Source organism: Achromobacter sp. Root565 (assembly GCF_001427425.1).
GTDB classification, from domain to species: domain Bacteria; phylum Pseudomonadota; class Gammaproteobacteria; order Burkholderiales; family Burkholderiaceae_B; genus Achromobacter; species Achromobacter spanius_D.
Genome location: NZ_LMGO01000006.1, coordinates 528,672 through 542,842, shown reverse-complemented (window position 1 = coordinate 542,842; position 14,171 = coordinate 528,672). Strand labels below are relative to the sequence as shown.

Sequence of the window (14,171 nt, the reverse complement as noted above, 5' to 3'; positions counted from 1 at the left end):
TGCCGCGGCCGCGCGTGCGGCGGCCGGGTGAATGACCGGCGTGGGCCGGGGCGTCAACACACGTCCCGGCCCGCGCCGCGCGCGCCGGTCAGCGTCCGGCCGGCTCGATCGGCAGCGGCACCTCGCCGGCCTGGAACGGCTGGTTCACGTACTTGCGGTACTTGTCCAGGAAGCGCACCGGCTGCTTGAGCGCATCGCGGCGGAAGGGATCGCCCAGCTCCTTGCTGACCATCATTTCCAGCACAGTCGTCTTGCCTTCCAGCTGCGCCTGGCACGCGGCCTGCAGCGCGGCGCCAACCTGGTCGGCGTGCTCCACCCGGATGCCTTCGGCGCCCATGGCACGCGCCAGCTCCGAGAAATTCGGATTGAGCAGGTTGCTGCCCACGAAGCGGCGGCCATAGAAGTCCACCTGGTTCTTTTTCTCGGCGCCCCACTGGCCGTTGTGGAACACCACCGCGGTCACCGGAATCTGCTCGCGCACGCAGGTCAGCAATTCCTGAAAACTCATGCACCAGGCGCCGTCGCCCACGTAGGCCACCGCCGGGCGGTCGGGCCGGCCCAATTTGGCGCCGATCAGCGCGGGCAGCGCATAGCCGCAATTGCCGAAGCTCATGGCCGCGAGCATGGAATTGGGCTCGTCAAAGCGCAGATAGCTGTTGGACACCGAGCAGATGTTGCCGATGTCGGTCGACACCATCACGTGCTTGGGCATGGCGCGTTCCAACTCGCGGAGCATGCGGCGCGGGTGCATGCGGCCGCCGCCCTGCTCGATGATGTCCAGGCTCCAGTCGTCGCGCTCGTGCGACCAGCTGTCCAGTTCCTGTTCCCACTCGGCCTTCTGCGCGGCGATCTCGCTGGCGCGCCCTTCCTTGGTGCGGGTGCAGGCGACATCGCGTGCCTGCAACCGTGCCGTCAACGCGGCAGCAGCCGGCTTGGCGTCGCCGCAGATGCCCACCGACACCGGGCGTACCAGGCCAAGCATGCGGTGGTCGGCGTCGACCTGGATGATGCGGGCGTTCTGCGGCCAGTATTCCAGGCCGTGCTGCGGCAACGTGCCGAAAGGTCCCAGCCGCGTGCCCAGCGCCAGCACCACGTCCGCCTGCGACAGGAGCTTCATCCCCGCCTTGGCGCCCTGATAGCCCAGCGGGCCGCACCACAGCGGATGACTGGCCGGAAAGGCGTCGTTATGCAGATAGCTGGTGACCACCGGCGCGCCCAGCAGCTCGGCCAGCGCCACGCATTCGGCCTGGCCGTCCGAAAACAGCACGCCGCCGCCCGCCACAATGACCGGGAACTTGGCCTCGGCCAGCATGCGCGCCGCCGCCTCCAGGTCCTCTTCCGACCCGGGACCGCGACGGATGCGGCGCGGCTCCGGAATGGCAACATCGATCTCGCCATAGAAGTAGTCGCGCGGAATGTTCAGCTGCGCGGGGCCGCGCTCGGCCATCGCATTGTCGAACGCCTTGGCGGTGAATTCTGCCATGCGGTCCGGACGGTTCACGTGCGCCTGGTATTTGGTGATGCGCGAAAAGATAGGAAGCTGTTCGGTTTCCTGGAAGCCGCCCAGCCCCATGCCCGCCGTGCCGGTCTCGGGCGTGATCGCCACGACCGGGCTGTGCGCCCAGTAGGCGGCCGCCACGCCGGTCACGAAGTTGGTAATGCCGGGGCCGTTTTGTGCAATGCACACGCCGTGCCGGCCGGTCACACGCGAGTAGCCGTCGGCCATGTGCGCCGCGCCCTGTTCGTGCACCGTCGGCACAAAGCGGATGCCGGCCGCGGGAAACAGGTCCAGCGCATCCATGAAGGCCGAACCGACGATGCCGAAAACATCCTTGACACCCTGCGCGACCAGCGTTTCGACAAACGCTTCGCTGGGGGTCATGTGTTGCTTGCTGCTCATGGTCTCTCTCCTGGCGTGCCGGCGCTTGTCCGATTGCTGATTGGCCGGTGTGATCCGATACTGCGCCAGAAACCCCCGGCTTCCCACCCCATGCCGTTTCATTTTCTGCAATTTCTGTGCGAGGATGGTCAGCCGATCGCGGAAATCTCAATTATTGAAAGATGAAAGACGAATCCTCCGCCGCCCTGCGCGCGCTGACCTTGCTGGAACAGGTTGCACGCTCGGCCCAGCCCGTCTCGCTGGCCGAACTGACCGACGCCACCGGCCTGCCCAAACCTTCCGTGCTTCGGATCCTGTCGCGCCTGGTCGATGCCGGCATGCTGCTGCGCGAACCGGCCGGCAAAAGCTATGTCAGCGGCCCGCGCCTCGGTGCGCTGGCCCGCGACACGCTGCTCAATTCGCCGCTGCGTGGCGAGCGCCACCGCATCCTGGACAGCCTGGTCGACGAGATCGGCGAGACCTGCAACTGCACCATGCTCGACGGCGACGAGGTCATCTACCTGGACCGCGTGGAAACCGCCTGGCCGCTGCGCGTCAACCTGCAATCCGGCTCGCGCGTGCCGCTGCATTGTTCGGCCAGCGGCAAGCTGTTTCTGGCCTATATGCGCCGGGAAACCCGGCAACGAATGCTGGCCGCCGCGCAACTGCCGCGCTATACGCCGAACACGCTGTGCGACGTAGCCTCGCTGGAAGAAGAGCTGCGGGTCATCAAGAAGGAAGGCGCCAGCTTCGACCGGGAGGAATTCCTGCTGGGCATCGTCTGCATGGCGGTGCCCATCCTGCATGGATCGCGGGCGATTGCGGCGGTGGCGCTGCATGCGCCGGTGGCAAGGCTGTCGATCGACGGCGCCCGGGCGTGGCTGCCGCGCATGCAGGAGGCGGCGCGGGCGCTGGCGGGGACGTATGAGGCGTCCGCGTAACCGTTATTCAGCCGTCCTGATCTTTGCGCGCGGCGCCGGACTCGGCCCGCTCCTGCCGGCGGTTTCGCGCGCCCTCGATCTTGGCGAGCAGCGGCTGCTTTTTCTGAATGACGATTTCCAGGTAGCGTTCCCGGGGCAAGACAAGCCTGATGACCGTGGGCAACGCCTCGTAAGCGCGCTCCAGCACGTCTTTGACCATCGCGTCGTCCTTGAGCTTTTCGGCCGAGACGCTGAGCAGGCCGTCGACTGTCACGCGCTCAATGGTCTGCCAATGCTGTTCGACGAGCGCGCTGCCTTTTTCCGCGGTGGCGCCGGCCAGCTCGCGACCCTTTTCGGCCGTGGCACCCGCCAGTTCCCTGCCCCTTTCGGCCGTGGCGCCCGCCAGCTCAAGGCCCTTGGCCCGGGCAATCGCCGCGGCATCGCCCAACTGGGCTTTTGAACTTTCGAGCGCGCCTGCCGTGCGGCTGGTGAGCGCCTTTGCCTTGACGGCTGCGCCTTCCCGTAGCGCCTTCAACTTGTCGAACATGATCCACCCTGACATCGGTTGCCGTTGATTATCGGGACAGGCCCGCCCCGCAGCCGGCCATGCCCGTCGGCAGATCATACCGACTCAGGCTTTACACTAACGCGCAACTCAGCCTTTTTCCGATCCCTTGCGGGATCCGCCCCTCCGTGACCGACACCGCCTTCTCTACCCTCCCCCTCCTGCCGCCCCTGCTCGACAACCTGAAAACCCTGGGTTTCGAACAGATGACACCCATCCAGACACAGGCCCTGCCGCTGATCCTTGAACGGCGCGACGTGATCGCCCAGGCCAAGACCGGCAGCGGCAAAACCGCCGCCTTCGGGCTGGGCGTGCTGCAGAACCTGGACGTGAACCGCCTGACGCCGCAAGGGCTGGTGGTCTGCCCTACCCGCGAACTGGCAGATCAGGTCGCACAAGAGCTGCGGCGGCTGGCGCGCCTGATTCCCAACGTGAAGATCCTGACGCTGTGCGGCGGCGCCGCGGCCCGGCCGCAGGCCGAGTCGCTGGCGCGCGGCACGCATCTGGTGGTGGGCACGCCCGGCCGCATCCAGGACCATCTGGCGCGCGGCAGCCTGGACCTGTCCGGCTTGAACACGCTGGTCCTGGACGAGGCGGACCGCATGGTGGACATGGGCTTTTACGACGACATCGTCGCCATTGCCTCACACTGTCCCGCCAAGCGCCAAACGCTGCTGTTCTCAGCCACCTACCCTGACAACATCCGCAAGCTCAGCGCGCGCTTCCTGCGCAATCCGGCCGAGGTCAAGGTCGAGGCGCAGCACGACGCCAGCCGCATCGAGCAGCTTTTCTACGAGATCAACGACGGTGAACGCCTGGATGCGGTGGCAAAGCTGCTGGCGCATTTCCGGCCGGTTTCCACGCTGGCCTTCTGCAACACCAAGATCCGCAGCCATGACCTGGTGGAACGCCTGCAGGCCGAGGGCATCAGCGCGCAGGCGCTCAATGGCGACCTGGAACAGCGCGAACGCGACGAAATCCTGATCCAGTTCTCCAATCAGAGTTGCGCCGTGCTGGTCGCCACCGACGTGGCCGCGCGCGGTTTGGACATCCAGAACCTGGGCGCGGTCATCAACGTGGACGTGACCAAGGACACCGAAGTCCACGTACACCGCATCGGCCGCAGCGGCCGTGGCGACCAGAAGGGGTTGGCGCTCAGCCTGTGTTCGCCCGAGGAAATGCGCTGGGCCAACCTGATCGAGCAGTACCAGGGCGCGCCGCTGAAGTGGGCTGACCTCAAGTCGCTGCGCCCCAAGGCCGACCGGCCGCTGCGCGCGCCCATGGTCACGCTGAACATCCAGGGCGGCAAGAAGGACAAGCTGCGTCCCGGCGATCTGCTGGGCGCGCTGACCGGCGACGGCGGCCTGACGTTCGAACAGGTCGGCAAGATCAACATCACCGAGTTCAACTCGTACGTGGCCCTGGACCGGCAGATCGCCAAGCAGGCGTTCTCGCGCATTTCCAACAGCAACATCAAGGGCCGCCGGTTCCGCATGCGCTTCCTGGAAGAGTTCTAAGCACGTTGCTGCCGAAGCGGATTGAATGCGGGTTTACACCTTGGCGCTCTTTCCGCCCGGCGGGCTCTGACGAACGCGCTATGGCGTCTTCAGCGCCAACAGCGCCTTGGCGGCCTTGGCGGCGGCTGACGTGCCGGTAAAGCCCGCCAGCCAGCCGCGCAGTTCCGAGTCCGCAACCGGCTGCGCATGGCGCAGCGACTCATCCAGCAGCACCGTGAGCAGCGATCCGATACCGCGCGCCTTGGGATCCAGGCGCGGCAACAGGCCGCCCAGCACGGCAATGACCGCGGCGGGCGCCAGCGTCGCCGCATCGGTGAAGGACGCCGCCCAGCGCGTCAGCACGATAGCCGGCGCGCAGGCGGCGTAGGCTTGCGCCGCGGCCGTCGCGTCCACGCGCTGCGGGATCGCGGCGGCAAAAACTTCCACCGCTTGTGCGCGCACCTCCGCCTGCTTGGCCGCCATGCCCAGGGCCAGCAACTGGACTGTCTCCGGCTGCCAGGCGCCCGGATGCACGGCAAGAACGCGCAGGACGGCGGGCGCGCGATGCTCGGCCTCGTCGCCCGCCGCCACGTTCATGATCTCGATGCTGGCCGCGGCCAGCGGCAGGGTCGATGCCGGATTGGCCAGGCCGAGTTCCGCGCAGACCAGCGCGTGGGCGTCGACACTGTCGTGGTGTTGCGGCGCGCTCGACGGAATCAACGCCGGCTGCGTGGCCGTAGGCGCCTCGGCGGGCTCGGCATGGACCACCGGACTCCACCACACCCACTGCGGCGAACCATCGGTCTTCAAGGTGCTGGACCCGCGGCTGCGCCACTCGACCCGCACCGTGTCGGTTATCTGCGGCCATGCACCGCCGGTGGCCTGAATCACCCCCGCGCGGTGCTCGGGATGCACGCGCAGCAAGGCCTGAACCAGATCCACCGGTAGCGGCGCGCCGCTGTTCCTGCCCGCCTCGAAACGGGCCAGCAGGGCATCCGCGTCGACCCAGCCGTGCGTGTTGGTAGGCGTGGCCAGCAGCGGACGGTGCGGCGCCCTGCCTTGCACGACCCCGGCCACTTCGCGCAGGCGGGTGATGAAGCTGGGCAGCAGGGAGGATTGCTCGGCGCTCGGCAGCGGCTGGGGTTCGCCCACGTTCTCATACACCCACTCGCCGTTGACGACCTGGCTCGTGGTCTTCTGCCAGTACTTTTGCGGCAGGAAGGGACTCTCGGGATCATGCGCCGCCAGCAGCAACGCCGCTGCGTAGTGCTGGGCGTCGCGCTCCGCCAGGTGGCGGGCTCGCTTCACCAAGGGCGCGACGGTGGCAGCCACCTGACCGGACGTCGCCAGCCACGCCAGCGCCAGTTCGAACTCCAGCACGTCGGCGGGCGCTTCCAGCAGCGCCGCATAGCGCTCAAGGGCGTCAGCGTCGGTCCACGGGTGCAGCGGCCCGGGCAGCGGCAAGCCGGAAGACGTGTTTGTCGGGAGATGGGCAGTGGCGCCTTCCGCGAGGCCTGTCCCCGGTGTGCGCAAGGCCTCGGCGGCCCCGGCATCTTTGCCGGCCAAATCCGGCAGCAACACCGCCACCGCCGGCGCCAGCGCGTCGCGCTGCTGCTGCGCCAGGTCCGTCCGGCCCAGCTTCGCCAGTGCCTTCACCGCCGCCCGCTGCACGTCGGCATGCGGATGTGCGAGGCCCAGGGCCAACGCCTCTGCCAGGGCATCGGGTTCGGTGCTCGCCTGCGCGCCAAGCGCTTCCAGGATGCGCAGCACCGACAGCGCCGCGGCCTTCGATCCCGAGAAAGCGCCCCCGCAGGCGTCCACAAAGGGCGCAGCGTCGAGCAGGCCCTGCTTGTGCAGCGTTTCGAACTGCTTCACGGCCAGCGCGACGGTGGCCGTGATCGGCGAACCCAGGCTCTGGCGCAGCAGCGGCTGGTCCGCCGCCGCCTCGCCAGGCGTGGGGGCCAGCGTGGCGTACACACGCGAAAACCAGCCGGCGCGATAGGCGGAGAAATCCCGGTTGAGCGCCTCCAGGCAGCCGCGCAGCACGCGGCGACGGTCCAGCGTGCCTTCGTTGGCCAGCAGCACGACCGTGTTGTGCCAATTCAATTCCTCACGCGAGAACTTGTCGATGTTGGCCAGCGAGATCTCGCCGCCGCCTTCCACCTCGAAGAGCCGCCAGAACACTTCGTCGCGCAGCGCATGGTCGTGGCGCAGCATGAACAGACGCACTTCCTGTTCCTGCCGTCCGCCCAGCCCGCCGACCATGGCCAGCACATAGTCATCCGTCCGGTCGACCTGCAGCCCGTTGAACACCTCGTTCAGGCGGATCGGCAAAAAATTCGGGCGCTGGGACCAGCCCTGCGCCATCTCGCGCAGCCGCTTGGGCGAGGCCTGCACCGCGCGCATGTCTTCCGACTGTACGCCCAGCATGGCGTCGTACAGCGAGCGCAACGTCGCGCCCTCCTCGATCAGCCGCGCCGTATCGCGGTAGTAGTCCCAGAGGTTTTTGTAGGTGGTCATGCGAGTGGCTATCCTTCGAGAGCCCGCTGCGCGGCGGCAGCGGCAGTTGTGGCCAAAGGCGTCACGCGCGGCACGACGGCTTCCAGGCTGCGCAGGGTTACCGCCAGCACGGATGCGCCCTTGCGCCGCGCCGCCAGCGTGGCGGGCAACGCGATTGGCATACCGTAGTCATCGGACAGGCGCGCGGCCAGTTCGATGAGCTTGCCGGCCTGGGCCAGCGGCTTGCCTTCGGCATCGAGCAACTGCGGCAGCAGCGCCTCCAGCGTCTGAAGCGTGCGGCAGCCGGCGAGCGCGCTGATGGATGCGGCATCGCCCAACGTCTGCGCGAGCCGCCCGGCCAAAGCGAAGCCCTGCGCCAGATACGCTGCGATCTGAGCGGCGAACGGCGCGGGATCCAGCAGGCCGGCGTCGGCCAGCCGCGCGATCGCCTCCGCCGCCTGCGCACGCTGCTCGGCCATTTTTCCCGATGCGGCCAGCGCCAGGGCCGAATAGACGGGCGCGCCGGGCGGCAACCGGGACGCGCCCAGCGCCGTCAGCAACGGCCCCAGGCCGCGCACGTTGATGACCTGCACCGCCGCGCACAGCATCGGATGGAAATGCGCGGCCAGCGTGTCGGGGTTGGATTGCAGCAGCCAGGCCGTCCATTCGACGACTTGGCCGTAACCGTCCTGCTCACGCGCCTCCTGGGCGCGGAACGTGAATTCGGGGGGCACGTCGGCAACATCGAGGGCCGCCGACGCAAAGGTGTCGCCGACCGCGGCGGCGCCCGTCGCCATCCAGAACGGTTTGGGGCCATCTCCCAACACCGCCAGGTCGCGCGAAAACGTGCCCTCGCCCGGCTCGGCAAGCACGCGCTCCCACACGAAGCGCTGCGCGGAGATGGCCGCCGGCGGCCTGAACGGCGTGCCCTGCGCCCGGCTCGACCGCAGGTCGTGAAAGACGCCGGCCAGCAAGGCCAGCGGAGAATGCGTGGGCAGGTATTGATAGCCCCAGCGGGAGGTCCAGGTTTCATCGGACTTCCAGTCGCCGGTTTCCGCGTCGTAGCGGCTGCTGGAGACGGTTTGTTCCTGCAAGGCCACGCCGACGGGCTCCGGCTTGCCCGCGACGGCCACGACATAGCGGGCGTAGCCTCGGAAACTGACGTCTTCCCTGCCCAGCAGCGCGGCGGCCAGCAGGCGTCGCGGCGACGCATCCCGTTCCTCCCACACCGAATCGATGATCTCGGCGGCGCGGTATTGCAACGCGTCGGGCAGCGGCTGGTGCGGACGGCCGGCTAGGTAATCGAAGATGCGCGGCAGGTCGGCGCCGTGCCCTGTCCCCTCGAACTGCGCGGCGATCGATGCGTGCAATGCATCGTCGCCGCTGATGCGGGGCGTTGGATCGGGAAGATCGGGCAGCGGCATGCGGCGCGGCGCCGGTATTGCGATCCCTCGGGAAACGCCGTCAACCTCCACGCAGGCCTGACCGCGCGCCTCGGCCGCTTGCGTCTCGCTGAACGGCGTCACCAGCTTGCGCGCCAGCGGAGCGAGGTCCAATGGCATGCCTTCCAGCGCTTCGCCCACGATCCCCGACATGCGATGCCGCTGCCCGGCATCGGTTTTCAGCGCGGCAAACAGCCCAAGCAGGGCCTTGACGAGCTTCTTCTCCGATCGGGTCAGGACCGCGGACCCGGCCTCGATCATCGCGTCCACGTCCAGCTGTCCGGCGGCGCGCTTGAGCATGTCCAGGGCCAGGCCGAGCGCCGTGCTCGGCGCTGTGCCGAGCACGGCGAAATACGTGTGCTGGCGGGCCGCAACCTCATGCGCGGCCGGGTCGGCCAGGCGATGCATGCGCAAATACCAGGCAATGGTCTTCGCCGGAAAATCGCGCAGCAGCGCCTCCAGCGACTCGGCGAGCAGGCGGTCGCGGAACGCCTCGTTGTCTTGGCAAAGCGTGAGGACGGCGGCGTCCCAGGCAGGCCCGGTGCGCTCCATGAGTAAGTAATCGGCGCCCATGCCCTCGACCCGGAACAGGGCCCAGAACTCGCGCGCGATCTGATCGGGGTGGGCCTGAAGATAGGCGGCCATGAGCTTGCCATGGTCCGCGTCCAGTTGTCCGTCCCCGCCGATGGCGCTGACCTGTTGCACGAAACAGCGTAGATAAGCCGCGGATAGAGACGCATCGCTGTCCAGCCGAACCAGCGCGTGGCACACCGGCCATGCCAGATCCTCGGCCCACCAGCGCTGCTCCGCCAACAGTTCGACGAACGCGGCGCGCCACGGCGCGTCCCGTCCCGCCGCGGCATCGACGACAGCCGCCGCCATGTCGCCATGTCGCGTGGCATATTCGCGCTTGCGCACCATGTCCGCCGGCGCCAGCGTATCCGCCACGAGCTTGGGCTTGCCCAACGCCGCCAACACAAAGCACGCCCGCGGCGTGGGGCCCTCCGCGCTGAACAGGCGGGACGGCGGCAAGACCTTGGCCAACGCGGCGCGGTCCTCCTCGTTCGCCCCATCCAGCGCGCGTGCAAAAGATGCAATATCCGCCGCATCGCCACCGCCGGCGGCGTCGCGCAGCGCCGCACGGCGTTCAATCAGGCTCAGGGTCATGCGTCGGCTCCAGTTGCGTTGAGCGGGTCAAGAAACATGCGTACCGCCAACGTGTGTTTGCACGGCCCGCGCGTGCCTTGATATTTGGCGTGCCAGGGGCAGGTGCAGCGATCCAGAACCGGTTCGGCGCCCAGCGCAACCCGATAGCGCTGCTGCGCCGATTGGACGGAGAACTGCCCCTCGCCTTCATGCCGGACACCACCGCCGGCCACCAGCTTGCGTGCATCGGCAAGCCGCGGGTGCAGCGTATCGAGCAGCCCCGCCTGGACCGGCAGCGGCCGATGGAAATACGCGCCGGCCGCCAGATCGAACCCCACCTGGCCGGAAGACGCCAGCACGCTCAGCGCGGACAGGATCTGCGGTTCCGGCAGCAGGGCCCGCTCGGCCAGCCGCGCAATGTCGATGCGCGGCTCGAAGGCCAGCAGCGTCGACACGAACGCTGCATCCTCATTCGCATCCCCGCCCGCGACCCGGTGCAGCACCGCCCCCTCGCCCGAGAAACCGCGCGCTTTCTCCGGGCTGAGGCCCAGCGTGACCCGTGCGCCCGGCAGTTCCAGCACCCAGGCGCTGGCTTGCGGCAGCGCCCCTGCCGCCGCATCGGCACCATACGCGCGCAGCGCGGTGGCATGGCGCAGCAAGGGTTCCAGGACGCGCAGCCTTTCTGGCCCCGCCATGCAGACCGCGCCAGGCGTCGCCTGCGTGGCCAGCCGCAGCGAGCGGGCAGCCTGGGTCGCCCACATCACGGTTTTGGTCGCCGATGACCGGGGCAAAGCCTGCATGAACTGGCGCAAGGCCGCCCCCGTCAGAACATGGCGGCACGCCATGTCCGACGACAGCATCTGCGTCTCGGCAAAGCCCTTGAGCCAGCGCGCGGGCAGCGGCACTTTCTCTTCGACGATCTCCCCCGCTTGCGTCGTCACCCGCAACGCATCGCTGCCCACGTTCAGGTGCAGGGGCTCCGACGGTCGCAGCCCTGCCAGCGCCTGGCGCAACGGGGGATTCACGTCCACGTTGGTGACGCCCGCCGCCAGGTGCGTAGCGTCCAGCGCCGCCGCGTCCACGTCCAGCCGCGCATACACGCCGCAGCACACGCTGAAGGACTCGAAGCGCAGGCCTTCGGGCGTGGACGTCACGACCGGATCCGCCGCCCGCAGCACCGCCGCCAGCGTATTTGGCGGCACGTAGAAGCGCGTGCGCGCCACCCGCGCCAGCATCAGCAGCGCTTGCGCCACCACGGCGGGCTGCGCGACGAATCCGGAAAAGAAGAAGGGATGCACCACCGCGCCCGAAGGCGCAAGACCGCCGCTGGTGGCCAGGTTCAGGTCGGCCTGGCCCTGCCGCTGGGCGATTTCGGAGGGGGCAAGATACGCATAGGCCAGCGCCGTCATGATTCGTGGCTCCAACGGCGCGGCACGCTGCGCGGATCCGTTGCCGTCATCGGCAGGGACGTAGGCCCGTGATCTGGCTGGGGCGCGCACCTGCCGTGGGGTGTCTGCGCCAATGAGACTTTCAGCTGCTTGTTCATTGGGGACACATCTTAACTGGCATGGGCAGGCGCCCGGCTACCGGCTGCGGGCAAAGCTTGTGGGTTTTGTACCGGCTTTGCCATAATGGCGCCGCCTGCACGCCCGTATGCTGGATTTTTCGAATGTGCGGCGGGCACGGAACCAAAGGCAAGCGGTGCGTTCCAACTGGCGCACTGTCCCCCTTAACCATCAAAAGAGAAACTCACCATGATGAAGTCCGATGACACCGGCAAGCTGATCCTGCGCCTGACCCTCGGTATTCTGATTCTGCTCCACGGCCTGGCCAAACTGACCGGCGGCGGCGTCGGCGGCATCAGCGGCATGCTGTCCTCCCACGGCTTGCCCGGCTTCCTGGCCTACGGCGTCTACGTGGGCGAAATCATTGCCCCCGTCCTGCTGATCATCGGCGTCTACACTCGTCTGGGCGGCCTGATCATCGCCATCAACATGGTCGTCGCCATCCTGCTCGCACACAGCGGCAGTATTGCCAGCATGACCAACAACGGCGGCTGGGCACTGGAACTGCAAGGCATGTTCCTCTTCACCGGCCTGGCAATTGCCTTCATGGGCGCCGGCCGTTTCAGCCTGGCCGGCAACGGCGGCCGCTGGAACTGACCGCCCGACCTGCCCGCCGCGAATAGCGCGGCCGATCAAGGCGACGTCATGGGGACCGCATCACGCGGTCCCCTTTCTTTTTGCGACGCAAATAACGCATTCACGCAGGCATTGATACGAACGACATCGACCGTCACGCACCCGCAATCACTGGTCACGCGAAAGCTGTTTCGGAACGATTACAGTCCCGAACTCGACCCCGTGGCCGTGGCCTAATTCCCATGAGCGCAGGAAAGGCGTATCTCGCGCCTTGCGCCCGGCGGGAGCCGAAAATGAAGAAGCAAGTGTTGCTGTTGATGGCGATGGCAAGCGCCCTGAGCGGCTGTGTGGTCGTGCCGGCGCGGCCGGCCTACTACCGGCCCGCTCCGGTCTATTACACGCCGCATTATTACTATTACCCGGCGTATCCCGCCCCGCATTATTACTATCGCGGCTATTGAACCGCGGACTTGCTGCGCAGAGGACATTCTCATGAGCCCTTCCTTCCAGATCGCCCGCTTGCGCCCCCTGGCCACCGCAGCCCTTTTGGCGGCCAGCGCGGCCGCTACCGCGCAGACCGTCTATTCGACGCAGCAGGTGCCGGCGCCGTCCGCCCCGAACGTCTATTCCACGCAGCAGGCCCCGGTTCCGTCCGCCTATGAGCCAGCCTACGACGAGGGCGACCCCGCCAATGCGAACCTTGCGCTGGTGGACCGCAGCCCGGAACCGCCGCCGCCCCTGCCGGTGTATGTACAGCCGCCAGCGCCATCCGATGGCTATCTGTGGGTGCCGGGCTACTGGAGCCGCAACCGCTACGGCTTTTTCTGGGTGCCTGGCGCCTGGGTGCTGGCTCCGTTTCAGGGCGCGCTCTGGACGCCCGGATATTGGGGCTTTTCCAACGGCGTGTATCTCTGGAACGCGGGCTACTGGGGACCGCATGTGGGGTTTTACGGCGGCATCAACTATGGCTTCGGCTATACCGGTCTGGGGTATGTCGGCGGCTACTGGAAGCGCGACCGCTTCTACTACAACCGGTCCGTGACGAACGTGAACGTGACGCGCGTGACCAACGTCTACCACCGCGACATTGTCGTCAACAATGTGGACAACCGCCGTGTCAGCTATCACGGTGGCCCGCAAGGCGTGCGCCGGACCGCCGACCCGCGCGAATTGGCCGCGCGCAACGACCGCCACTCCGGACCCACGGCCGTGCAGCGTGGCTACGTGCGCGATGCGGGCGGCAACCGTGCGCAGTTCTACGAACACAACAAGGGACGGCCGCCGCAGGCGTATCTGGATCATGCTGACAACGGCAGACCGGGCCGGGATGGCCGCGCGCAGGGCAACAACCCGCCGCCTGGGTCAGCCCTGACCGACGATCGCGGGCGTGACGGACGGCCTGGGCAGCGTCCGCGCGACCCTTCCGCACAGCCCGACCGCCTGGCGCAAGACCGCCAGCAGCAGGTCCGCGACCAGCAGGCGCGCGATCAACTCAGAAACGACCAGCAGCGCCAGCAGCAGGCTCGCGAGCAGCAAGCCCGTGAGCAGCAGGACCGCAACCGCCAGCAGAACGACGCGCAGGCGCAGCAGCAGCTTCGCCAACAGCAAATGCGCGACCAACAGGCCCGCCAGCAATTGCAGCGCGACCAGCAGAACCAGCAGGATCTGCGAGAGCGGCGGCAGCAGGATCAACAGGCGCGCCAGCAGCGCGAACGCGATGACCGCGCGCGGCAAATGGCGCAGGACCGTCAAGAGCACGAACAGCAGGCGCGCCAGCAACGGGAACGCGACCAGCAGCAGACACAGCAACGCCATCAACAGCAGCGCGACCAGCAGGCCCGGCAGCAGCAGCAGCAGCAGCAGCAGCAGCAACAACAACGGCAGCAACAGCAACAACAGCAGCAATCCCGCCAGCAACAGCAACGAGACCAGCAGGCGCAGCAGGCGCGCCAACAGCAGCAGCGCGATCAGCAACAGCAGCGCCAGCAGCAGCAACAGCAGCAACAGCAGCAGCGCGACCAATCCCGGGGCAATGGCCGTGGCGGGCCTGATGGCGGCTAACTGGACCCTCGCCCGCCGCGCC

At 67.8% G+C, this 14,171-nt stretch carries 10 protein-coding genes; 5 read left to right on the top strand and 5 right to left on the bottom strand.

Going from position 1 to position 14,171, the window contains the following annotated elements; all coding sequences use genetic code 11:
• Positions 1-88: 88 nt before the first annotated feature.
• Positions 89-1,900, bottom strand: coding sequence for a sulfoacetaldehyde acetyltransferase (gene xsc, locus ASD71_RS23885; protein WP_056570417.1), 1,812 nt, complete (start codon positions 1,898-1,900; stop codon positions 89-91).
• Positions 1,901-2,061: 161 nt separating this feature from the next.
• Here xsc and ASD71_RS23880 point away from each other — a divergent pair, with 161 nt between their 5' ends.
• Positions 2,062-2,820, top strand: coding sequence for an IclR family transcriptional regulator (locus ASD71_RS23880; protein ID WP_056570413.1), 759 nt, complete (start codon positions 2,062-2,064; stop codon positions 2,818-2,820).
• A 7-nt stretch (positions 2,821-2,827) separates the two neighbouring features.
• Here the strand turns inward: ASD71_RS23880 and ASD71_RS23875 are convergent, their stop codons facing one another.
• Positions 2,828-3,346 (bottom strand): hypothetical protein, encoded by a 519-nt coding sequence (locus ASD71_RS23875; protein ID WP_056570410.1) that lies wholly within the window; start codon positions 3,344-3,346, stop codon positions 2,828-2,830.
• 146 nt (positions 3,347-3,492) lie between these two features.
• Between ASD71_RS23875 and dbpA the strand changes: the two genes are divergently transcribed.
• Positions 3,493-4,881, top strand: coding sequence for an ATP-dependent RNA helicase DbpA (gene dbpA, locus ASD71_RS23870; RefSeq protein ID WP_056570408.1), 1,389 nt, complete (start codon positions 3,493-3,495; stop codon positions 4,879-4,881).
• A 78-nt stretch (positions 4,882-4,959) separates the two neighbouring features.
• On the opposite strand, the gene ASD71_RS23865 is transcribed toward dbpA, so the two are convergent.
• From ASD71_RS23865 to ASD71_RS23855, 3 genes are read right to left on the bottom strand one after another with little or no spacing between them, the layout of a single operon-like run.
• Complete coding sequence (locus ASD71_RS23865; protein WP_056570406.1) at positions 4,960-7,380, bottom strand: DUF6493 family protein; 2,421 nt, start codon at positions 7,378-7,380, stop codon at positions 4,960-4,962.
• Positions 7,381-7,388: 8 nt separating this feature from the next.
• Positions 7,389-9,968 (bottom strand): DUF6493 family protein, encoded by a 2,580-nt coding sequence (locus ASD71_RS23860; RefSeq protein ID WP_056570404.1) that lies wholly within the window; start codon positions 9,966-9,968, stop codon positions 7,389-7,391.
• Positions 9,965-11,356 carry an SWIM zinc finger family protein gene (locus ASD71_RS23855; RefSeq protein ID WP_056570402.1) on the bottom strand — a complete coding sequence of 464 codons (1,392 nt, stop codon included), beginning with the start codon at positions 11,354-11,356 and terminating at the stop codon, positions 9,965-9,967. Before ASD71_RS23855 ends, ASD71_RS23860 begins: the two co-directional genes overlap by 4 nt.
• Before the next feature lie 345 nt (positions 11,357-11,701).
• On the opposite strand from ASD71_RS23855, the gene ASD71_RS23850 reads away from it, so the two are divergent.
• From ASD71_RS23850 to ASD71_RS27790, 3 genes are all read left to right on the top strand, one after another.
• A complete protein-coding gene (locus ASD71_RS23850) occupies positions 11,702-12,109 on the top strand; it encodes a DoxX family protein (RefSeq protein ID WP_056570401.1) in 408 nt (135 codons plus the stop codon).
• Between the two features lie 272 nt (positions 12,110-12,381).
• Positions 12,382-12,549, top strand: coding sequence for a hypothetical protein (locus tag ASD71_RS28280; protein ID WP_200949468.1), 168 nt, complete (start codon positions 12,382-12,384; stop codon positions 12,547-12,549).
• Between the two features lie 31 nt (positions 12,550-12,580).
• Complete coding sequence (locus ASD71_RS27790; RefSeq protein ID WP_082579031.1) at positions 12,581-14,149, top strand: YXWGXW repeat-containing protein; 1,569 nt, start codon at positions 12,581-12,583, stop codon at positions 14,147-14,149.
• Positions 14,150-14,171: the final 22 nt, after the last annotated feature.